Origin of the sequence: Nostoc sp., assembly GCF_036917515.1 — a bacterium.
In the GTDB taxonomy this organism is placed as follows: Bacteria; Cyanobacteriota; Cyanobacteriia; order Cyanobacteriales; family Nostocaceae; genus Nostoc.
The window spans coordinates 40,871-63,329 of sequence record NZ_JBALDE010000227.1 but is presented as its reverse complement, the minus strand read 5'-3'; the positions used below and the strand labels follow the sequence as shown (position 1 = coordinate 63,329).

Below are 22,459 nucleotides of genomic sequence, written 5' to 3'. Positions count from 1 at the left end.
TTTATTGAATTGTTTTTCATCTGGTGATTCAGCTAATTTCACTTTCACCATGCCAATCTGCTCGACTCAGGCAATAAACAAAGCACTCATCGTCACCAAACCGTCGATACTCAATAAATTTGAAGCCAAAGCGTTCATAGAAGCGGTGAGCGCGGGTATTACTGGCTAGCGGATCAATAAGTATAGCCGTCACTTGCGGATCGGCAAAACATCGAGCAAGTGCAAGCCGCATCATTTGTGTTCCATAGCCTTTACCCAAATCAGTTTCTTCCCCAATCCAGATATCAATGGCACGAAGATTCACCGTAACATCACCCCAGTAATGGCTATCCTCATGTGCTGGATCGATAATCTGAATAAATCCGATGGGACGACCATCAATTTCAGCAATCAATTGCTCTCTCCATTCGGGAGTGCGGTCAAGTTCTACTTCCCAGCCCGAGTCATCATTAGGATCGGAGTTAACTACATGAGGTTGCTCATCCCAGTGGCGCAATAAATCCAAATCAACAAAGCTAGCAGGGTGGAGGTTTATCCTGATCGCAGGTGGCGGGGCATAGTTCATACTGTTTCTCTTATGTATTCGGCGATTCATTAAACGAGCTGAATCACGACACCGTTAGGACCTGTGACTTGAAAGAACCTTTCACCCCAAGGTTCAGTCTCGATCTCCGTTGTAATTTTCACACCTTACTGATTGAATTCGCGCGTATTCCCGATCAATATCATCCACCACAAAGACAATCAGTAAACCATCCGCTTGATGTCCCCACATCTCAGGGCGATCGCATTACTACCACCCAACCAACTATATGATAATAGGAAAAAATATCAATAAATCACAAAAATGACTCTGTTTCTTTCAACAAGAGAAGCCTATCACCAACAGCAAAATACTACTCCAATCTCTGAACCGACAAAAACCAACTCATATCATACTGGGTATCTAGCAGTGTTGAACGATCCAAAACAGCAAAGTTGGGGTTATGAACATGCAATGGCTTTCCCTACCGGGATTAACTTACTAGTAAAACAGTACGACTTAGCGGAGGATTTAATTGTTGAGACAAAGGCATATAACCTTCCTTTAATGGAGTTTAGTTTCGCAGTTATCGCAGACAATGAAACGGAAATGATACCTGCTGGACAAAATTTCACTGCAACTTATTTTGATTTGGATAAGGAAATTCCTGGTAGTGGATTTTATTGGCGGGCAGGTCAACGCATTCTGGAGGTAGAGGTTGGGATCAATCTACAGGAATTCTTTTGCAGAGATGAAGTTAGTGGCTTAGACTTTCTACCTAAATCACTTCAGTTGTACATAGAAACTGACAATATATGCTTTCTCAACTACTTCCGCATGGGGCAAACTACACCAGAAATGCAAATTATTTTGCATCAAATAGTTAATTGTCCTTTCCAAGGTTTAATTAAAGAAATTTACTTGCAAACCAAATGTCTAGAATTAATGGCTTTGAAGTTGGAACCCGATACATCTGGGGAACGGGAATTGATGCGATCGCGCATTTTGCAAGGAGATGATATTAACCGAATTTACCACGCCAGAGCAATTTTAATCTCCGATTTTGACAATCCACCTTCATTGCTAGAATTGGCGCGACAAGTAGGTTTAAACGATTACAAGCTGAAAATCGGGTTCCGTCAGGTTTTTAACACAACAGTATTTGGCTATTTATGGGCATACCGGATGGAAAAAGCTAGAACACTAATCATGAGTCAGCAAATGACCATAAAACAGGTAGCTAAGATAGTGGGTTACAACTGTCCTAGTCGTTTCGCTGTGGCTTTTCAAAAGCGCTTTGGCATCCAACCTAGTCAATACTTAGATAGATTTCTTGTTGCCAAAAACACCTAAAAAAATCCGTTTCGGCATATATCTGGTTCAGATTTTTCACTAGAAATTCCCCTATGCTGTTGATAATAAATCCCAAATCCAGATTGCTGTGATCTGGGATACTGTGGTGTGTGAGAGAAAAATGAGCAAGCGAATATTCCAAATCTTCAGTTGCAGACTGGAGTGGTTGTTGATACTTTTTACAGTTTTGGTGGTTCAGCCAGCGAAAGCGCAAGATATTTCTAAATTTGATTTATTGGTTAATCGGCTTCGCCCAGCGAAAAAAGTACCATTGGCGAAGCCACCTCAAACAACTAGGAAGATTCGACAACTAAGCCAAATAGAACCCGTTATTACCAGCGCTCAAATGTTACTGGTACAGTCACCAACACCAAACAACCTCCCTAATCAGGGAGGTGAAGTTGTGCAGGTGACAAAAGTGAAGGCAAATCCCACCAACAAGGGTGTCGAGGTGATTTTACAGACAACTAAGGGGCAACAGTTGCAAGTTATAAATCGTAGTGCTGGTAATAGCTTTATCGCAGATATTCCCAATGCTCAACTGCGTTTACCGTCGGGTGAAGCCTTTACATTCCGCTCGACTAAACCAATTGCAATTGCAGGTATTAATGAAATAACAGTCACTAACTTTGATGCCAATACTATTCGAGTGACAGTTATCGGTGAAGGGAGTGTACCAGCAGTTGAGTTATCTGACAGTCCGGACGAGGGTCTTATCTTCTTGGTCGCTAGTGCTGCATCTATAGCGCAACAACAGCAACAACCCCAAACTTCACAACAGCCCCAACCTAGTCAGCCTGAGAATCAGCCACAGCCGAGTCAACCATCAGCTTCTGGTGACGAGCCGATTGAACTAGTGGTGACAGGAGAACAAGACGGATACAATGTACCAGATAGTTCAACTGCGACTAGAACCGACACACCCCTGCGCGATATTCCTCAGTCGATTCAAGTGATTCCTCAAGAGGTAATTAAAGATCAGCAAATCACGCGGATTAGCGATGCTACGCGCAATGTGTCCGGAGTATCACCGGGAACGAGCTTTGGCGCCATTAATGATTACTACACGATTCGAGGATTCGCAACTGGTGCTTTGAGAAACGGTTTTGAGAATCGAGTAGACTTCTTCGATTACGGTGCCAACATAGAACGAGTTGAAGTTCTCAAAGGTCCGGCTTCTGTACTTTACGGTCAGCTTGAGCCTGGTGGCATTGTCAATTATGTCACTAAGCAACCTTTGAGCAATCCCTACTACGCAGCAGAATTTACCGCAGGTAGCTTCAGTTTCTATCGCGGTTCCATCGATTTTTCTGGACCACTCACCAATGACAAAAAATTACTCTATCGCTTGAATATTGCCTACGAAAATTCCGGCAGTTTTCGAGATTTCCTTGATTACGATATTTTCTCTGTTACCCCTGTCATCACCTATAAGCCCAGCAAAAACACAACCCTCACTTTTGAATACGAATATGGCAGACGATATGCGGGATTTGATCGCGGCTTCCCACCTAGCTCTGTGTACCTGACTCTTCCCATCAGTCGCAACTTGGGAGAGCTTAACAGTTTTTCTAATGTGGACTACAATCGGGGAGTTTTGACAGTGGATCATCGCTTCAGTGAGAGTTTACAATTACGAAGCGCTTTGAGTGTCCAATCGTCCCTTACCAACGTTGGCTTTGTCAACTATAACGACTTAATTGGTAGTAGTCTACAGCGTGTGGTACAAGAAGATCGCGATCGCCGCGATGAAGAATACGACTGGCAAACTGATTTGATTGGTAACTTCAACACAGGTTCAATTGTCCATCAACTACTCCTGGGTTTTGAGTTGAGTCGGAGTACAGATGTTTATGTTGGTTTCGCTGGTGATATTGCCTCATTAGATATTTTCAATCCTGTCTATGGCTCCGGTTCTACGAATCTTAGACAGGTATATCAAGAAAATACGAAATTAGACACAATAGGTATTTATTTGCAAGACCAAGTGACCCTACTTCCTAATCTGAAGTTACTGGTTGGTGGTAGATACGATTTTGTCAATTACGACAGCTTAAATGGTAGCGATACTCTCACCAGATTTGAATTTGACGATCGTGCCTTTTCACCGCGTGTGGGATTAGTCTTATCAACCTATCGAGCCGATTTCGCTCTATGCCAGTTACAGCCGTTCCTTCGTTCCCAACAATTCTAAAACTGCTAGTGGGGAACCACTCGAACCTTCTCGCGGTACACAGTACGAAGTTGGGATAAAATCTGAGCTTTTTGACCGACGGCTTTCGGCAACGTTAGCAGCCTATGACATTACCAAAACAAACATACCCACTCAAGACCCGAACGATATTAACTCTGTAATCCCAGTGGGAGAAGTGAAAAGTCGAGGTATTGAACTGGATGTGGCAGGAGAAATTTTACCAGGTTGGAAGATTATTGCTTCTGGGTATTTGAATGATGCATTTGTTAGCAAGGATAACAGCATTCCAGAAGGACGCAGACTGGAAAATACTCCATACCACGGTGCTTCTTTATGGACAACTTATGAAATTCAAAAGGGTGACTTGCAAGGATTACAATTTGGTGCAGGTATATTTTTTGTTGGCTCGCGCATTGCCTACCAGAGCGATCCCTTTACTATTTCTTCCTATATCAGAACTGATGCCGCAATCTCCTACAAATATAGTAATTGGCGGGCTGCGCTCAACTTTAAGAATATCTTTGATGTCAAATATTACGACACGAGTGGCTACTACCTCTTTCCTCAAGCACCGTTGACTGTGTTGGGCACGATTTCTGTGGAATTTTAACCTTTATTTTGCAGAAATATCTACCATGACTTTCAAAACCCTGGGTAACTTCGTATTTGCTTTACACGGTTACGTTGGATTAGATGTTGGACTGATTGCAATTATTGTTGGTTTAACTGGTAGCCTGCTGGTCTTCCAATCCGAATCAATTCCGAATTCAAAGAATAAAGTTTGTCAGCTAGCTGTTTCCAGACATAACCCCGATCTGTAAAGATTTTGCAAAACAAATCTTTGAGTAAATCAGGAATGGGTTTGCGGTCATCAATATTACCAGGGGTGAAAATCACATTTAGGATTTCAGCGAGTTGGTTAATTACAATGTGCAACTTCAACCCAAAGAACCAATCGACGCAAGTCTTACCTCTAGCAGCAAAATCCTTAAACAAACACCTTATTCCTTGAGATTCGACGATTATCACAGACCTTCAAGCTGGTTGAGTCTGCAAAACCGATACCAGTACATTTACCAAAACAATGCCTCAAGTATGCACATACAGGGATGAGAACTGATGGCATCCATTCGACAAATCGTTGATAGCTTGGAAGTCCTAGAAATGCACACCCCCATTGACCCCATAGCCCGGTCATCAGTCGCAGCACTAGCCGCCGCAGGCATCGCTACCTAACCAAGCTTGAGAGATTTTGGTTGGCAAAGTTTCTGTCCATCAATTCTGTGCGCGAGTTCGCCCGTACAGCGCGGAACATTCCAAATCGGCACAGCCCTGCACCAAACGCCAAGCGCATTAGTAAAAGCGTCGGTACCTCACGCACAGACTTGATGAAACCAGACAGCCCAAAACGCACTAATCCCCCTGGTCGAGCCACTCCTTGCCAAATCGAATCGAACCAAGAAGGAAGCGTTTCTTGTGTCCAGTCTGCCGTAATTACCTCCCCTTCTACTAATCCTGTTGCTATTAAAAGCTCGGAGAATCCCTCAATGCTAGAAAAAGCTGGATGAGACCACTGATCTAACAGTTGCCGCATTACTGGTTTTTCCCAGAAATTTAGCGGCTTTTGGCGGTCATCTCTCTGATTCCAGTCAGCTACAACCAACACTCCACCAGGCTTTAGCACCCGGATTAACTCTCTAGCAAAAACAGCTTTATCGGGCATGTGGGGACCGGCTTCAATCGACCAGACCACATCAAAACTGGCATCTGGAAACGACAATGCCATCGCATCATCGACCGCAAACTGGGCGTTTAGCCCTTGGGGCGTTAACTCTTGGGCACGCATTACCTGCTGTGGGCTGATGGTAATCCCTGTGACAGCAAACCCATAATCTTGCGCTAAAATCCGGCTGCTACCCCCAATTCCACAGCCAACATCTAAGACGGTAGTACCAGGAGGTAATTTATCTAAGCCACCCCATTTAACCATTTCATGTACAAAGTCAGATTTAGCAGCCAAAAAATCTTTACTTCGTGGCGGCGAACCGTAATGACCAAGGTGAATGTGTTCCCCCCAATAAAACTCTAGGATGCCGTCAACTGTCCATTGATCGTAGGAATTGGCGACTGTGGATGAGGATTGATACTTGCGGGCAGTTAGGAAATAAGCCGCAATTCCAATTACTAAAAGCACAAGAAAACCAATTATAGAATATAATAACGTTGACATTTTTTTGAACGCTTCTGTACACCTATTTGAGTCGATCTAACGGTTTACTCATTGCTGCTCGTCCCGAATCAGACGAGGGATGTCGTAACCGCCCGACGGAGGCGATTGCAATATAAATCATCCGATACATCGACATTGCAATGTTTTGAACATCTTGAATAATTCTCTCTTGAAGTAGACTGGGTTTGTGTTTATTTTGGAGAAGAGCTGTTTGTTTGACAAAGGGATGAACAGAAGTGGGAATCTTCCCAACTCGGTGAAGATAGAATTTCGGCATGATGATTAACCGAGTAAAAATCTAGTAAATTAGCAATTTATACGGATAATTGGGAAAGCATTTGTTCAGTAATAAAACAGAACTATGTACCTCATACACGCCATTTACTTCCTGTTTTTTAACAACTTCCACCTGTTAGTTAATACAGCATTTCGTTGTTGCTGTGACTATTTGCAAGGGATACTCTCATAGGAAGTAGCGATCGCGATCGCTGTATTTCAAGACACAATTTACACCGGAAACTAATCGCTTACCCTCTCATAGAAAGTCGTAATCTGTAGCGTCTTGATATGTGGGGCTATGAGAACGTAAAGCTGAGTAGTAGTTGTAGAAATTTTCATAAAGATACTTATCTGTAACTCGCAGATGTACAAAATTTATAGGTCAACTTCGGCGGGCATTCTGACTCACAAGGCTTGCATAGCCTTGAATACAGCTGCGGGACAGCGCCGGATTTACACCGGACTTTCCCCGTTTCCTCTAGTGGCTGTTTCCCACTAGAACCGAGATTCATCTGAATACTAACATAACTGTGATTTGCTTGCATAAAAATCAATGGTCGATCTATACTGGCATTCGTCATTAATCGGAGCAAGTCTCATTCTTTACCAAAACTTGCTCTGGATTTTTATTGGGCAATTGTTCTAGAAGTTTTTCAACCTAACAAACTTTTTCGGGTTGCCAGCGTTTGCTGACATAGCGCTGACAATTTTTTACATTGCCAAACCTAGTTAACAATTCTTTTCCATTTTTGCAATTATTTTTCTCCAATTCATCAACACATTTTGTATGCAAGCTCCATCCACACTCTCTCTCGGCTCCACAACGGATATCTATGTTGTTCGTCGTGATGGTTCGACAACACCGTTAGAAATTAATAAAATTCGTACAGTGGTTAATTGGGCTTGTTGCGGACTGTCAGCAAATTCTATTGCTCTAGAAGCGCATCTAACAACTCGATTGCGTCCCGGCATTACCACACGAGAAATTCAAGATAATTTGATTCGCTGTGCTTTGGATTTGTGTAGTCTTGAAGAACCTGATTGGCGCTATGTAGCAGGACGATTACACATTTGGAGTTTGTGGAAAGAAATAACACTTAGCCGTGGTTATCAGTACGGGCAATATGCTCGGACTGTACAAACAAAAGTTTTGTCAGAACAATACGATCGCCGTATTTTAATCTATACGGACGCCGAATTAGAGATTGCTAACACTTGGATCAATCCCGACTGGGATGCCGACTATGATTATGCGGGAGCGGTATTACTGACGAAGCGATATCTTTTGGCGAATGAGCTACCACAGGAAGCGTTTTTAACTTGTGCGCTGTTGATTGCCTCTGTAGAAACACCAGAGAATCGATTAACCTGGGCAAAGCAATTTTATCAAGCGTTAGCGAATCGTCAAATATCTTTAGCAACGCCCATTTTAGCGAACTTGCGAATTCCCAATGGCTCGCTAGCCAGTTGTTTCATTACGGCGATGGACGACAATTTAGAAAGCATTTTTGATAGCATTCATGATGCGGCTCGGATTTCCAAAAATGGTGGCGGTGTCGGCGTAAATCTGTCTCGCATTCGCGCTACTGGTAGTTGGGTAATGGGGAAGAAGAATGCCTCTGGTGGTGTGGTTCCCTGGATTAAATTGTTGAATGATACAGCGATCGCAGTTAATCAAGGTGGACGCAGAGCAGGTGCTGTCACCGTCAGTCTAGATGTTTGGCATTTGGACTTGCCGGAATTTTTGGAAATGCAAACCGAAAATGGGGACGGGCGACGCAAAGCTTATGATGTGTTCCCGCAACTGGTTGTCAGTGATGAATTTATGCGGCGGGTAGCAGCAGATGAAGAATGGACGTTAGTTGATCCTTATGAGATACGAACTCGTTTAGGCATTGAATTGGCTCAATTATGGGGTGAAGCATTTGAAAAGGCTTATCTTCAAATCGAAGCCAGTTTACAAAGCGAGATCACACTTTACAAACGGGTGAATGCTCGTCTTTTACTCAAACAGGTGATGCGAACCCAATTAGAAACCGGGATGCCTTACCTATGGTTTAAAGATACCGCGAACCGAGCTAATCCCAATCAGCATGAGGGCTATATTCCCGGTGGGAACCTATGTCAAGAATCGTGGTCAAATGTAAAACCGGGTGAAGAAGCACACACGTGTAATCTTGTAAGTATCAATCTTGCAAATCTTGAGGATGATCAACGAGCAAAAATTTGTCAAATCGCAGTACGTATATTAGATAACACGATTGAACTTACCTCACCACCCTTTGCTGCTAGTGCCACCCACAACGCCAAATATCGCACAATTGGAGTGGGCTGTATGGGATTAGCCGATTGGTTAGCAAAACGTCATCTCACCTACACCCATCTTCAGGAAATCAGCGATTTATTTGAAGATATCGGTTACTATTGCACATCTGCATCAATGTCCCTTGCTAAGGAACGAGGTGCGTATCCTGCTTTTGCAGGTAGTGAATGGAGTAAGGGACATTTAATCGGAGCAAAACCTGTACAATGGTTTTTGCAACACGCTCTTCTTCCAGAACGCTTTGCAAAATTGAGTCAGGATATCAAACAACATGGGATTCGCAATTCACACATTACTGCGATCGCACCCAACACTTCTTCATCTTTAGTTCAGGGTTGTACAGCAAGTGTTTTACCCGTTTACAGCAAATTCTTTTATGAAAAGTGGGCAAAGGGTTCAGTACCCATCGCACCGCCTTACATTCGGGATAATTTATGGTTCTATGTCGAGAATAAGACACTGAATCAGAAAAAAGTGGTACGGGCGATCGCCACAATCCAACAATGGATTGATACAGGAATTTCGATGGAACTACTGTTTAATCTCAACGCTGGAGTTTATTTCCCCGATGAGCCAGAGCGTTCTCTCACAGCTGTTGATATTTTTGAAACCCTAATGCTGGCTTGGAAATTGGATTGTAAAGCAATCTACTATATTCGCACTGTCCAAAAAGACAGTTTTAAAGAATCGAACGAGCAATGTGTTGCTTGTGCAAGCTGAATACCAGTCATTAGTAAACAGTTAGTTATCAGTTATCAAGCATAGGTAATCGGCAATGGGCATTAGACATTGCCCAATTAATAGTGAAAACTAATCAAAATAGAATTAAAATGTACCAACCAAGACAATCTTTAATGCCGATTAATCCCGTTTTCAATCCGAATGGGAATGATGATACAGCCAACCGTTTAATATGGTTTGGAGAGACTACGAACTTAATGCAATTAAATGATGTTCGCTATTCGTGGGCTGTGTCTCTCTACCGTCAAATGCGAGAGAACTTCTGGGTTCCCGAAAAAATAGACATTACTCAGGACGTAACAGATTACCTCAATCTCACACCTGGAGAACGACGTGCATTTGATGGCATCCTCAGTTACCTGACCTTTCTCGATTCAGTGCAAACCTGTAATGTGCCTCATATTAAAAACAGCGTCACTGCACCAGAAATTGCATTGTGTATGGCAGAGCAAATTTCCCAAGAAGCGATGCACAATCAGTCTTATCAATACATTATTGAGACGGTGATTCCCAGCGATCGCCGTACACACGTCTATGATTTTTGGCGCAGCGATCGCATTCTCAAACAACGATGTGAATTTATTGCTGGACTATACCAAAAGTATGTCGATAACCCGACACCAGAGAATTATTTTCTATCGTTGTTAGCAGATTATTTGTTGGAAGGATTGTATTTCTACAACGGGTTTATATTTTTCTACAATCTGTCATCACGGATGCTGATGTCTGGGAGTGCCGATATCTTTAGAATGATTAACCGAGATGAACTCTCTCATGTGCGGCTGTATCAAAAATTGATTCCAGAAGCGATGCAAGTTTTCCCCCATAGCCGCGAACAAATTTATGAAATGTTTGCTCTAGCTGTCGAGCATGAATGCAAGTGGACAGGACATATTGTCGGAGATGATATTCTGGGCATTACAGCCAACAGTACAGAACAGTACACAAAATATCTGGCAAATGCTCGCTTGAAGGCGATCGGTTTAGAGCCATTGTTTTCAGAAGCTATCTACAAGAAAAGCCCCTATACCCACTTGGAACGTTTCTCAGATACAAAAAAAGAAGCTCACACAAAAGCAAACTTCTTTGAGGCGAGTGTGACCAGTTATGTTATGTCATCTAGTATCGAAGGTTGGGATGATTTCTAAAAGGGGTTTCTTATTGGTTTAGATGTAGAGACGCGATATATCGCGTCTTTTAAAATGCGTTCCTGCTGAGATCACTCGCTCGTAAATCGCGTTAAATACAAAACTCTAAATTAAGGATATAATACGGAAAATTATTGATAATACCAAGAGATATACGGAAAAATTATTTATAATCTTCCCGTAAAGGGTGGTTATACAGAAAAATTCAGTATGATACCCAAATAAGGATGTAAAACAGAAGTTTTCCGTATATTCAGACAGAAGTTCGTTGTAATGCTCGATATATTAGGATTGAGAAAAAGATTATACGGAAACTTTCCGTATAATAAATAGTTAGCCTAACTTGAACCTGTCTATGACTAACCTGCTACCCTCTATATGTAAGGCTCAGGAGTTAAGAAAAATGGAAAAGGCATTTGGGCTAGAAGTTCCTGAAAATTTGGAGGATGCCTGCGAACTTAATCGAACAGCTTTGATCGTTTATGATATGCAAATAGGCATCTTTAGCCAGTTAAATGACGGCTCTAACATAAAAACTCAGGTCATAAAAGTTCTTCAAGCAGCGCGAGAAGTTGGTTTGCGCGTATTTTTTATGCGTCACATGTCATTACCCAAAGAATTGTCGGGTGTCTTTCAACTGAAGACAGCTAAGGCATGGCAAAGAGTAACCTCGGTTGATGATGTAAAGCCTTGGTTTCTTCCTGATTCGCCGGGATTTCAATTGATTCCTGAAGTAACTCCACTTCCTTCCGAAGGAATTTTTAACAAAATCACGATGTCTGCATTTGAGGGAACGCCTCTCGACATTGCCTTACGCGACTGTGGCATTCACACTGTAATTATAGTAGGTGTAGCAACTGAAATCGGGATTGAGCCGACAATTCGCCATGCTGCCGATCTTGGCTATATCCCAATCATGGTGACTGATGCTTGTGGAGCGGGTAATGAAGAAGCTGGTCAGCGAGCCGTTGCTAGCCTTAAATTTATGGGGGATGCCTTCTTCACAACTGTAGAGGAAATAAGCTTAATACTTCGCAAGAAAGCTAAAATCTAAAGTGGTTTCAGGCGCAATCACAATGCACAGCCTAACAAACGTGTTGCAGCGGAACTTATCAGCCTGCTTAGTTGAGTTGCAAAGGCGATCAGCGTCCGCTGAACACGATCGTTACGGAGGGACATCATGTCGGAATCCACCGTTTATCCTTCGATCTGGAGAGAGGCTGAGGAAGAAAGAAATCGGGCGATCGCTATCAATCTCTTGCTCAGAGGAGTGGCGATCAACATTATTGCCCTTTCCACAGGCTTATCGATTGAGGAAGTTCAACAACTTCAGCAGCAACTGAATGAGTCTTCACAAAATTAGCCCCAACAGTGTGGCGATCGCGGCATAACAAACAACCCGGTTGAAGCGCACTGACAAAGAAAGGTTATCGGTGTTGTCGCAAAGTGATCGCCGGACACAAGTTTATGATTTTTAGCGTAGCGATGCCTGTGGCGTGCTACGCCTACGCATTCTTAAAGAACGATGCGAATTTATCGCTGGACTATATCAAAAGTATGTCGATAACCCAACACCAGAGAATTATTTCATATCGCTGTTGGCGGATTATTTGATATCGCGTCTTTAAAAATGCGTTGGCTACTTGTCGTCAAAAGTAAAGTATTTTTGACAAAAAGACAACGGTAATTTACATTGAATGACAAGGTTACTTTACATTAATTCTAGGAGCTTTGTTATGCGTTCACCTTATCACAGGTATGGTGTCGAACTCGCTATCACGATGACTGTGTATGGTATCGTCGTGTTCGTGTCAGCATCTCTGTTGAATCTGTCCCTACCCAGCCTGCTACGAATCCCGATCGCCCTCATGCCGATGATTCCAGCAGGCTTCTTTCTGATCGTGGTTGTGCGGTTGCTTAGGCGCGTTGACGAATTTCATCGGAAGTTTCACCTTGAGGCGCTCGGCTTCGGATTTACTGGCACGGCAGTGCTAACCTTCACCTACGGCTGGTTACAACTGGCCGGGTTTCCTCAGGTAAGCTGGCTTTTTGTGTGGCCCCTTATGGCCATCATGTGGGGCATCGGTTTGGCATGGTCAGCATGGCGGTATCGATGAATAATAAACTGCGCGTCCTACGGGCTGAACACAAATGGTCGCAAGCGGATCTAGCCGAGCGCGTGGACGTGTCGCGGCAAACTATCAATGCCATTGAGACGGGCAAGTATGACCCAAGTTTGTTGCTAGCGTTCAAAATTGCCCGCCTTTTCGAGAAGCCGATTGAGGAAGTATTCTTCCTCGATAACCTGGAATAGAAGTGTGCAGCGAATCCCGGCTCTCTTCCCTTTGCAAGAGCAGGATTCAAGAGGGATTAAAGCTCGAAGGAAATTGTCCCCTGCACCGTCAACGGATCGCCATAAAAAACTCGATTGCTATCGAAACAAGTTTCAAAGTAATCCACATCAAATAGATTGCGAAAGTTAAGGGCAGCGCGAAACCTGTCGCGCTTGTAAAAAATCGCTGCATCTGTGCGGAAATAGCTGGGTAGCTGAAAGGTATTTAATGTATCCCCTTACCGTTCTCCGACAAAGAATAATCCCACGCCAGCGCCGAAGCCTTGTAAACTACCCCGTTGAAATTCATAGCTTGTCCACAGGTTAAAGGTATTTTCAGGAACAGCACGAAAACGAAGACCCACGGGAAGCGTGTTGTCCCTAGTCACTTTGGCATCAATGTAGGCATAGCCCGCAATGATGTTCCATCCTGGTAGAATTTCTCCTTGAAAGGTGAGTTCAACACCTCGGCTTTTCTGTTCGCCTACTTGAATCGAAAACTGGCCTGGGGGTACGTCAGGTCTGGTGTCTTCAGTCAAAACATTGGATCGGGTCAGATCGTAGAGAGCCAGAGTTGCCGAAAGTTTATCATTCAAGTCTGCCTTGACCCCAATTTCATACTGGGTACCGCGCTCCGGTTGAAAGACATCGCCGCCAAAGCCAGTGCCAAGCGTTGGGGTAAAGGAGCGACTGTAGCTGGCATAGAGTGAGATGGGCTGAATTGGTTGATAGACAATGCCCACACGAGGGCTAAAGTCATTGCCAGACTGCTTGGTTTCTGTATTCGCGATCCGATCCTCTTCACTTTGCCGAAACAGATCGAATCGTCCGCCCAGCAGCAGCTTCAAATTTTCAGCCAGGGTGATCTAGTCTTGCACGTAAATGCCCAATGCGTCATGCTACCAGGAATATTATACTCGAAAGTCACATCACCAAGCGGCTGACCATACACAGGATTGAATAGGTCAATGGGAGCAGCTTGGCCACTAAACCCACTAAAACCGCTTTCCTGTCTAGTAAGACTAATGCCAGTGACCAATTGATGACGAATGCTACCTGTAGCAAACTGACCCACAACGTAGGTGTCAGAGTTAAACATTCTTTTTCACCAGATGTCTAATGCACAGAACGCATAGATGAATAGACATCTTCAGAAATAATGTAAGGGTGAACGGCCGTTCGCCCCTACCAAGGATTTTGGCAACGCAGAATTAATTATCGGAGATGTCTAATAGTGTAGATAATGCCAAGATTTAAGAATTTAATCAGTATCTATTAAGAATATTTCTTACCTTAATTATGCAATACCCCTAATTGGATTGGTGGTTTGGGTGGAATTGTATCATTCGGCATTGCGATCGCACCATTTCATGCACCTAGCTCTATATATGGGTGATTTGCCGAACATGATATCACCTCTCCAATCGGGATGACAAACCCTGAGTCTTCAGGATAGTTTGGATCTGGTGTTGCAACATTGCTCTTGGTAATTTCGTATGCCGCTAGGGTTACTGTCTGTCTGAAAAATAGTGATAGTCAGTAGTTGGGTAGTGTAGTTTAATCAGCAGTGTCTTGAATGGTACTTAAAACTGCCACGAAATTGTGCCCTGCACCGTAAACGGCGCACCAGGATAAACGCTCAGCGGACCAGTGGTACTTTCAAAATAATCTACATTGAATAAATTTCTCAAATTAAGGGCGGCGCGGAGCCGATCGCGCTTGTAAAAAATTGAGGCATCTGTCCGTAGATAGCTGGGGAGTTGAAAGCTATTGTCTAAATCACCTTGCCGCTCTCCGACAAAGAAGAAGCCCACACCCACACCAAAGCCTTGCAAAGAACCGCGCTGAATTTCATAGGTTGTCCATAGGTTAAATGCATTTTCAGGAACATTAGCCAAAAGATTGCCCACAGGTAGGACGTTATCTTCAGTGATTTGGGCATCCGTGTAAGCATAGCCTGCAATGATGTTCCACCCTGGCAGAATTTCGCCGCCAATACTGAATTCAACCCCTTGGCTGCGCTGCTCACCTGTTAGGATACCGAAGCCTGAATGGAGTGGATCATCGGTCACAATATTAGAGCAGGTCAGGTGGTAAAAGGCAAGGGTTGCCGAAAGTCGGTCATTCAAATCTGCCTTGACTCCAACTTCATACTGGGTGCCCCGCTCTGGTTCAAAAACGCTACCATCAAAGGCGGTGCCGCTGTTTGGAAAAAATGAGCGACTGTAGCTGGCATAGAGTGAAATGGGTTCAATGGGCTGATAAACAATACCGACACGCGGACTGAAGGTATCCCCTGATTGACTAGTGGTATCACTCAGAAAACGATTGTTTTGCTCAAACAGATCAAACCGCCCGCCCAGCAATAACTTGAGATTAGGAGCCAGCGTCACCTGATCTTGAATATAAATCCCTAGAGCATTAGTTAATTGTTCACCATCAAAAGCGAAAGTGAAAGGTTCAGCAAAAGGTCGCCGATAAACAGGGTTAAACACGTCTAGTGGTGCAGGTGTGCTAAACTGCTCATATCCTAAAAACGATCTGCTCAAATCAACGCCAAAGACTAGCTGATGATCAATTGATCCAGTTGAAAATTTACCAGTCAAGTTTATAGCTAAGTCGTAGTCGTCGTTATCGACAGTGTTGATAATCGCATTACGGTTGAGGGTTCGATTATCGGAGGAGTCAAGACTATTACTAAAGTCATTAACAATATAAAACTCGTTTCCAGGTTTATTTTTTTGAATTCTCGCCCGAAATGCACTTTGTAATGACCAGTTGTCGCTAAACTGATGCTCCAACCGATAGCCCACTCTGAAAATAGAGTTATCAACAACACCGTCAGGCTCTCCAGTCAGACGATTGCGCGGAATACGACCATTGGGGTTGGGGAGTACTGTACCGAGCGCTGGCAAGCCTAAGTAACCAACTGTGCTTGTTTGTGTGTAGTCGCCTTCCAGGATGAGACGAGTACGCTTCCCGATCGCAAAACTCACGATTGGTGCAATCGAGAAGTTACTTCTTTCAAAGAAATCAACAAAGCTTCCTGTATTCAAATAGGATGCATTGAGGCGATACAACACCGTCCTAGAGTCGTTTAACGGTCCAGACAAATCAATGGTACCCTGATAGAAGTCATAACTGCCAATTGTGGCATCAATGGCATAGAAGGGGTCGTGCAGCGGTTGTTTCGTAACCAAGTTGATGGTTCCACCTGGATTGGCATTACCGTAAAGCACGGAAGCAGGACCTTTGAGCACTTCGATCTTTTCGATATTGGGGATTTCCGAGGGTATAGAACCACCCTCTCTAAATCCATTTCTAAGAAAGCTGCCGCCACTGCGATTTGTGGTGTCAAAGCCTCGAATGTTAAACTGACTACCGTCTCCAAAGCCTACTGACGAACTCACTGAAGTTACCCCACTCACATTTCTTAGGGCATCTTCTAAGTAGGTAACGTTTTGATCGCGCAGCACTTCTTGAGGGACAACTTCAATGGATTGGGGAATGTCTCGTAAGGGGGTGTCGGTTCGAGTCCCTACACTGGCATTCGGTACGCGATAGCCATCTTGCTCACCCGTCACGACTAATTCAATTGGCTGCTCACCTTGTGCTGATGGTTGCTGTGGCTGGGTTTGGCTTGCTGGCTGCTGTTGTTCAGGTGTTGGTTGTGTTTGGGGCGGTTGCTGTGCAGTAGATGCAGCAGTTGTCAACCCGAAAATCAAACCTTCATCACTGTCAAATAACTCGACTGTTGGTGAGCTTGGCTCACCTATAACTGTCACCCGGATAGTATTGGCATCCAAATTTATTACTATTATTTCAGTAATTCCCGCAAGTGGTTTATCAGAACGGAATGTAAATGCCTCGCCCGACGGTAAGCGCAGTTGGGCATTAGGAATATCAGCGATAAAACTATTACCAGCAGTGCGATTAATAACTTGTAACTGTTCCCCTTTGGTAGTTTGTAAAATCACCTCCACACCTTTGGTGGTGGGATTAGCTTTCACTTGCGTCACTTGCACAACTTCTGCTAAGGGCGTGTTTGGCGGTGCAGGCGATTGCACAAGCTGTTGAGCGCTGGCGATCGGATGCTCTATTAAATGACGAATCTTTGAAGTTAGCGTGGATTTTGAATTTTCATTGATTAGTTTAACCTCTGCCCATCCTGGTGAAATAGTTACAGCACTCAGACATCCCGTAAACAGTGCCAGCCACAGATAAACACTATTAAAAAACCGCCAACGCTTCATAACAACTCCCTACACACCTGCTCACAAAACTTTGCTTATTCACACGCCTTGTAGTCCCCCAGCAACACCGGAGGATGACTTCAGTAAAAAATCTGAATTATTGCAAATATTTCTTGATTTTTAGTGAAACTGAGTATATACAAGAGTTGGCAATCAAGTCTACTCAGAAACGGCTTTAGATCCCGAAACGGACTTGTTGCCCAATAAACATTTCCCCGGCGTAATGCCGAACCTGCGTCTGAAGGCAGCTGCAAAGTGTCCCAAGTTAGAATAACCAACTAAGTTAGCAACAGAGGCAACGGAAAGATCGCCTTGCCGCAATAGTGACTCTGCCCACTCCATACGCTGATTGGTGATGTAGCTAAATACAGTTGTGCCAAAGAGTTCCTGAAATCCACGTCGTAGAGTGCGATCGCTCACCCCCACAAGTTGTGATAATTCCAGCAACGACGGCGGATTCTCTATACGGGAGTGCAAAATTTCTTTGGCATGATGAATCCGAGTGATGGTTTCTGCCTTCAGTCGTGGTGACCTTTGCACTCCACCTTGATCCACCAGCATCGGAGTTAACTGCAACCTGATCAGTTCCAGCACTCTCACCTGCAAATACATCCGCTTGGCGATTCCTTGATAAGGACAGTTAATGATTTGCTCTACTACAGAGTGGACAGCAGCAGTCTTTTTGGGCTGTAGCATTGTCTGCCAATCATCACCTTTCGCCAGTAGGCTGAACTGGGAAGGAATTTCGCCACCTGTTGTCGGGAAAAAGATTCCCAATAGCGAAGGTGGCATGTGAATATCAATGCCCACACTCCGTTGGGATTTTGGATTTTTTGCAGTCCATGAGCGTTGAACGCCAGCACCAGAGATCAGTGTATCGTCTGTGTTACTTCCTAAAAGCTCGACACAAAATTGCAGAGGATGATTATATTCAGGAACTTTTATCAATACATCATTGTGATATTCAAAGTCACAAATTGAAAGCAACAGATGGGGATACACCTCAATATCTCGCACATATCCTTTGCCCAGCTGTCTAGGCATTTGATAAATAAATTCATTAGATTCTGGGTTTTTCTGGCTGTTCATTTCAGCTTCAGCCCATAGTTCCTCCCACTCTTTTGTCGTCAGGGTAATAGTCATGGTTAGTAGTAATAATAAATTTTATCAACAATTATAGGTTAGTATGGCGTTAGGGGAGCTTACGGTTGGTATCGCTCATAGCAGTTTTCAGCCATCACACAAGCCACGCGTAGGCTGGCTACGCCTACGCATAGAGTACCCAACAAGGGCGACGCTTTTGGCAACCCCTTTGGTGTATACAATCTCAGTTGTCAGTTAATTTCGACCTAAGTATGATATTTCTATTGGGCGTTCCCGCTTCAGGTTGCCATAGGCATCGCTACTCCTAAATTTTGCTTGATAACGATACCGCCACATCACAAAGCTAGTAATAAACAAAATTAACGATGCAAGTCCGACAAAGACGTAGAAAATTCGGGATGGAAGTCCCAAAAAAGTGCCAAAGTGTAAAGGACCAAAAAAGTTGATGATGCGATCGCCTAACAATAACTTCAAAGAACTATCCACTCGCAAAACTTTACCACTATATTGGTCGAGGTAAACACTGCTTTGACCATAGTCCTCAGTTTCCTGGGGAAGCTTAAAGCTAACTGTTAAGACTTCTTCTGGTTTACTTGGAAAATAAATACTCCTAAGCGCTGCATCCGGTAAAGCAGCAATAGCCGTTTTTAATTGTTCTTTTAGTCCAAGCGCAGACTTACCAGCAATCGGAACAGATACCGGAGTCGGTTGCTGTTTGGAAAAAGTCACAGCATAGATCATCGGGTTGATGAACTCACTAAAGCTCCAGCAAAATCCTGTAAAGAATGCAAATATCAGAAATACTGCTGTCACAACGCCAGCAACTTTATGAACATCAAAGTTAACCCGTTTGGGATGAGCATTCCACTTAATTTTGAAGCCAGAAATAAACCTGCGTCTGAAGGCAGCTGCAAAGTGTCCTAAGTTAGCACAACCAATTATGGCGCTCCTCCTTTACACTTGTCGTTACAAGCTACTCACCATCATTTAAATAACTTTGTTCCCCAATTGTTAGCCGCAACTTCAACAAAACATCCTCAAATTTATTGTACTTTACTAAAAGTTATTGTTCACAAGGCTGTTCCTGATCGTCCAGTACGAAGTGAACCACGAGTCCGTAAACGCCGACCGAAAGCTTACCCTATAATGACCAAACCCGGGCATAAATTACGCAAGCAATTGCAAACCGCTTAAAGCATAAGTGTTTCGGCTTTTCTTATTGCGATTATTGTGTGAGAGTAATGGTCATTGCAGGCGATTAATAGCAAATTTAGATGATTATTCTCAGTATTTTACAGTAATTTCGAGAGTTGGAATATTTATCAAAATTGTTGGCAGCTGAATTTACATACAGACAGCAACTATGGTAATGTGACACATGAATGTCGGTTCTGATGGGGAGCAGCCATCAGGCGTAAGGGGGAAAGTTCGGTGTAAATCCGGTGCTGTCCCGCAGCTGTAATGAGACGAAGATAACGTGTCTCTAAGTCAGAATGCCCGCCGACTCGCTCTAGACACAAAACACTTATCTGCGAGGTACAGATGATATATTTGATTAAAAAATTTCATGGGTATAGATACTGTTTTAAGATAGTACCCTCTACAAGTTTTACTACTTCGCTTCGCTGTTAGTAACGACACTCAATTTTGGGTTGTGCTATAGGAATTTGGGTATTCATAAGAAATACCACAGAGTCTTTTTTGCTATCCAAATAGTATCCACCATGATTTAGGTATGGCAATGCATTGCAGCAAGCTAGTTAAAGCCTAAATCTTCAAAATTCAACAGCACAAATAAATACCTGTCTTTACTGAGAACGAGGAGTTTCATGTCCACTTCCCGTATAGTTACTTATTGTGAATTTTTCTCAAAAATCTTCGTTTTTACTACAATTTATGCGATGGTATGTGGAGGAAATGTAGCGATGCCTAGGTTGAGCTACGCCTACGCTAATCAAGTTCCACAAATATCTGAGTTTCCCAAGTATGAAGGTTCTGCAAGAGACTTACAACCAGTTGCACAAGTAACACCTGAAAATACTCCAGCATCCACAGAAGAACCAGATATTGAATTAACAGTCATCGACAAGCTACTCAATGAACCTGTTTACTCGCCCTTTCGCCGCGAAGGGACAGTGAAAGATTCCACCCGTCCGGTTTACGTAATTACGGGTGAAGAGATGGAAGCGCAGGGTGCTAGAACTGTTAGAGAAGCATTAAAATTCCTTCCAGGTATCTTACCTGATGGAACAGTTGGTACAGAAGTGAATGCCTTAAGCGGTCAATTTATCCGAGGTTCTAACTCTGCACAAGTCTTGATTTTACTTGATGGTAGACCAATTAATGAACTTGGTTCTGGTGGTTTTGACCTTTCAGAATTTACTACCAATATCGTTGAAAGAGTCGAAGTATTACCAGGTGGTGGTTCTACCCTTTATGGTTCTGATGCAATTGGAGGGGTGATTAATATTATTACTCGTCGTCCTACAGAAAAAGTGACAACGCAAGCGGGAGTTACTTTTGGCGCATACGGGTTAAATCAGCAGACTATCAACAGTAGCGGAAAAATAGGAGATATTGGTTGGGTTGTAGGTTACAACCGTACTGAAGCTGAAAATAATTATCCTTTTTCTATCCCAGAGGCGAACTTCGAGGAAACCAGGGAAAATAATGATGTTCTCTACAATAACTTTAATGTTAAGTTGGAGGCGAATTTAGGAAAGCGCGATACTCTAACCCTCTCAACCCTATACTTAGGTAAAAATCAAGGAGTACCAGGAGGAGTCCCCATTCCTGAGCCATTATATGGTCAAGGCTATTTTAACTCGTTGACGGATAGCGATCGCAAATACACAGACCAAGTTCTCACAGATTTAACTTGGAATTCAAAATTAGGAAGTGGAAATGATTCGCTGCTAACAGCAAGAGTGTATGCAGATTTCCTTAACACTCGTTTTGATAGTCGCAATTCATCCCAAGCACGATATGATAACAGGCAAGCTTCTTACGGATTGCAAGCACAACATAGTTGGAAATTTACTAATAATCAAACCCTAGTTTATGGCTTTGATTACCGCAATGTATCAGCTACTAACAGTACATTCGACTTTTCTGTTGATACAAAAACAGTCACTTACGACGATAGTATTAGTCAAGGAGCGCTATTTGCTAGATATGAAATCAACTTTACCCCTACTTTCACTGCCAACTTAGGTTTACGTCAGGATTTTAGCAGCTTGACCAATGGCTCTTTTACATCACCCAGTGTCGGAGCAAAATTTGCACTTACGGACTCTACCACCTTGAGAGCTAATTATATCAAGAATTTCCGTGCGCCGAATCTTTTCAACTTATATGCAAATGGTAGTACTTACGTTGGCAATCCTAATCTGCGTCCAGAAAAAGGTGATAGTTATGATATCGGAATTGACCAAAAACTAGGCAATTTTGGTCTATTGCGTTTGACATATTTCAACAACACAATATCAGATTTAATCGCTTATAACTTTGCTGTTCCGGTAGCTACTTACGAAAATATTGGTAAGGTTCGCACTACAGGAATTGAAGCAGTTTTAAATTTGCAGTTAGCGAAGAATGTCTACGCTTTTGTTGGTTATACAGCAAACGATCCGCAGATTTTAATAAGTACAAACTCTGCCGAAGTTGATAAAGAATTGCGATTCGCAGGTGCAGACAGTTTAAATGCAGGACTTTCTTATGAAACTTCTCAAGGCTTATATGCTGGAATACTAATGCATTCTTTGGGTGCGTATCCCATAAACAACACCAATACAGAATCTTTGCCTGGGTACACTACTTTTGATTTCAAAATGCGCGTACCTCTAAGTGATAACTTAATACTTACAGGTAGTGTAGATAATCTTTTTGACCAGCGTTATCAGTTGTTCCCAGGTTATCCTGATGGGGGAAGGGTTTTTCAAGTTGGGTTGAGTTCTACGTTTTGAAGGAAAGAGTTTTT

Annotated in this window: 19 protein-coding genes, 1 pseudogene and 2 riboswitches; of the genes and pseudogenes, 11 read left to right on the top strand and 9 right to left on the bottom strand. The window is 43.2% G+C overall.

Annotated elements, in window-relative coordinates; all coding sequences use genetic code 11:
- Positions 1–28: 28 nt before the first annotated feature.
- Positions 29–565 (bottom strand): GNAT family N-acetyltransferase, encoded by a 537-nt coding sequence (locus V7K89_RS30005; protein WP_335193824.1) that lies wholly within the window; start codon positions 563–565, stop codon positions 29–31.
- A gap of 68 nt (positions 566–633) precedes the next feature.
- Here V7K89_RS30005 and V7K89_RS30000 point away from each other — a divergent pair, with 68 nt between their 5' ends.
- The 4 genes from V7K89_RS30000 to V7K89_RS29985 all read left to right on the top strand — a co-directional run bounded on the left by V7K89_RS30000 (position 634) and on the right by V7K89_RS29985 (position 4,680).
- A complete protein-coding gene (locus V7K89_RS30000; protein WP_335193822.1) occupies positions 634–816 on the top strand; it encodes a hypothetical protein in 183 nt (60 codons plus the stop codon).
- 31 nt (positions 817–847) lie between these two features.
- A complete protein-coding gene (locus V7K89_RS29995) occupies positions 848–1,876 on the top strand; it encodes a helix-turn-helix transcriptional regulator (protein WP_335193820.1) in 1,029 nt (342 codons plus the stop codon).
- Positions 1,877–1,997: 121 nt separating this feature from the next.
- On the top strand, positions 1,998–4,070 hold the full coding sequence (locus V7K89_RS29990) for a TonB-dependent receptor domain-containing protein (RefSeq protein WP_335193818.1): 2,073 nt from the start codon (positions 1,998–2,000) through the stop codon (positions 4,068–4,070).
- On the top strand, positions 4,012–4,680 hold the full coding sequence (locus V7K89_RS29985) for a TonB-dependent siderophore receptor (RefSeq protein WP_335193865.1): 669 nt from the start codon (positions 4,012–4,014) through the stop codon (positions 4,678–4,680). Before V7K89_RS29990 ends, V7K89_RS29985 begins: the two co-directional genes overlap by 59 nt.
- Before the next feature lie 164 nt (positions 4,681–4,844).
- Here V7K89_RS29985 and V7K89_RS36170 read toward each other — a convergent pair.
- The 3 genes and pseudogenes from V7K89_RS36170 to V7K89_RS29970 all read right to left on the bottom strand — a co-directional run.
- Positions 4,845–5,250: pseudogene (locus V7K89_RS36170) on the bottom strand (transposase); the annotation flags it as partial.
- Between the two features lie 48 nt (positions 5,251–5,298).
- On the bottom strand, positions 5,299–6,300 hold the full coding sequence (locus V7K89_RS29975) for a methyltransferase domain-containing protein (protein ID WP_335193814.1): 1,002 nt from the start codon (positions 6,298–6,300) through the stop codon (positions 5,299–5,301).
- Positions 6,301–6,322: 22 nt separating this feature from the next.
- On the bottom strand, positions 6,323–6,577 hold the full coding sequence (locus V7K89_RS29970; protein ID WP_335193812.1) for a hypothetical protein: 255 nt from the start codon (positions 6,575–6,577) through the stop codon (positions 6,323–6,325).
- Positions 6,578–6,952: 375 nt separating this feature from the next.
- Positions 6,953–7,100: riboswitch (cobalamin riboswitch) on the bottom strand.
- Between the two features lie 266 nt (positions 7,101–7,366).
- On the opposite strand from V7K89_RS29970, the gene V7K89_RS29965 reads away from it, so the two are divergent.
- The 6 genes from V7K89_RS29965 (at position 7,367) to V7K89_RS29940 (ending at position 13,105) form a co-directional block, all read left to right on the top strand.
- On the top strand, positions 7,367–9,622 hold the full coding sequence (locus tag V7K89_RS29965) for a ribonucleoside-diphosphate reductase subunit alpha (RefSeq protein WP_335193810.1): 2,256 nt from the start codon (positions 7,367–7,369) through the stop codon (positions 9,620–9,622).
- A 110-nt stretch (positions 9,623–9,732) separates the two neighbouring features.
- The gene (locus tag V7K89_RS29960) at positions 9,733–10,791 is read left to right on the top strand and encodes a ribonucleotide-diphosphate reductase subunit beta (RefSeq protein WP_335193808.1); all 1,059 of its coding nucleotides are present in this window, start codon (positions 9,733–9,735) and stop codon (positions 10,789–10,791) included.
- 403 nt (positions 10,792–11,194) lie between these two features.
- Complete coding sequence (locus tag V7K89_RS29955; protein ID WP_335193806.1) at positions 11,195–11,845, top strand: cysteine hydrolase family protein; 651 nt, start codon at positions 11,195–11,197, stop codon at positions 11,843–11,845.
- A 126-nt stretch (positions 11,846–11,971) separates the two neighbouring features.
- A complete protein-coding gene (locus tag V7K89_RS29950; RefSeq protein ID WP_335193804.1) occupies positions 11,972–12,154 on the top strand; it encodes a hypothetical protein in 183 nt (60 codons plus the stop codon).
- Between the two features lie 373 nt (positions 12,155–12,527).
- Positions 12,528–12,908, top strand: coding sequence for a hypothetical protein (locus V7K89_RS29945; protein WP_335193802.1), 381 nt, complete (start codon positions 12,528–12,530; stop codon positions 12,906–12,908).
- A complete protein-coding gene (locus V7K89_RS29940) occupies positions 12,905–13,105 on the top strand; it encodes a helix-turn-helix transcriptional regulator (RefSeq protein WP_335193800.1) in 201 nt (66 codons plus the stop codon). The genes V7K89_RS29945 and V7K89_RS29940 overlap by 4 nt, the downstream gene beginning before the upstream one ends.
- Before the next feature lie 257 nt (positions 13,106–13,362).
- Here the strand turns inward: V7K89_RS29940 and V7K89_RS29935 are convergent, their stop codons facing one another.
- The 5 genes from V7K89_RS29935 to V7K89_RS29915 all read right to left on the bottom strand — a co-directional run bounded on the left by V7K89_RS29935 (position 13,363) and on the right by V7K89_RS29915 (position 19,368).
- Positions 13,363–13,971 (bottom strand): TonB-dependent siderophore receptor, encoded by a 609-nt coding sequence (locus V7K89_RS29935; RefSeq protein WP_335193798.1) that lies wholly within the window; start codon positions 13,969–13,971, stop codon positions 13,363–13,365.
- Positions 13,968–14,222, bottom strand: coding sequence for a hypothetical protein (locus V7K89_RS29930; protein WP_335193796.1), 255 nt, complete (start codon positions 14,220–14,222; stop codon positions 13,968–13,970). Before V7K89_RS29930 ends, V7K89_RS29935 begins: the two co-directional genes overlap by 4 nt.
- Before the next feature lie 484 nt (positions 14,223–14,706).
- Entirely contained in the window at positions 14,707–17,376 is a 2,670-nt protein-coding gene (locus tag V7K89_RS29925) for a TonB-dependent siderophore receptor (protein ID WP_335193794.1), read from the bottom strand.
- A 159-nt stretch (positions 17,377–17,535) separates the two neighbouring features.
- The gene (locus V7K89_RS29920; protein ID WP_335193792.1) at positions 17,536–18,519 is read right to left on the bottom strand and encodes a helix-turn-helix transcriptional regulator; all 984 of its coding nucleotides are present in this window, start codon (positions 18,517–18,519) and stop codon (positions 17,536–17,538) included.
- Positions 18,520–18,714: 195 nt separating this feature from the next.
- Positions 18,715–19,368 (bottom strand): PepSY-associated TM helix domain-containing protein, encoded by a 654-nt coding sequence (locus V7K89_RS29915; protein WP_335193863.1) that lies wholly within the window; start codon positions 19,366–19,368, stop codon positions 18,715–18,717.
- Positions 19,369–19,849: 481 nt separating this feature from the next.
- Positions 19,850–19,999, top strand: a riboswitch (cobalamin riboswitch).
- 406 nt (positions 20,000–20,405) lie between these two features.
- Here V7K89_RS29915 and V7K89_RS29910 point away from each other — a divergent pair.
- Positions 20,406–22,445: a TonB-dependent receptor plug domain-containing protein gene (locus tag V7K89_RS29910; protein WP_335193790.1), complete on the top strand. Its 2,040-nt coding sequence runs from the start codon at positions 20,406–20,408 to the stop codon at positions 22,443–22,445.
- Positions 22,446–22,459 lie beyond the last annotated feature (14 nt).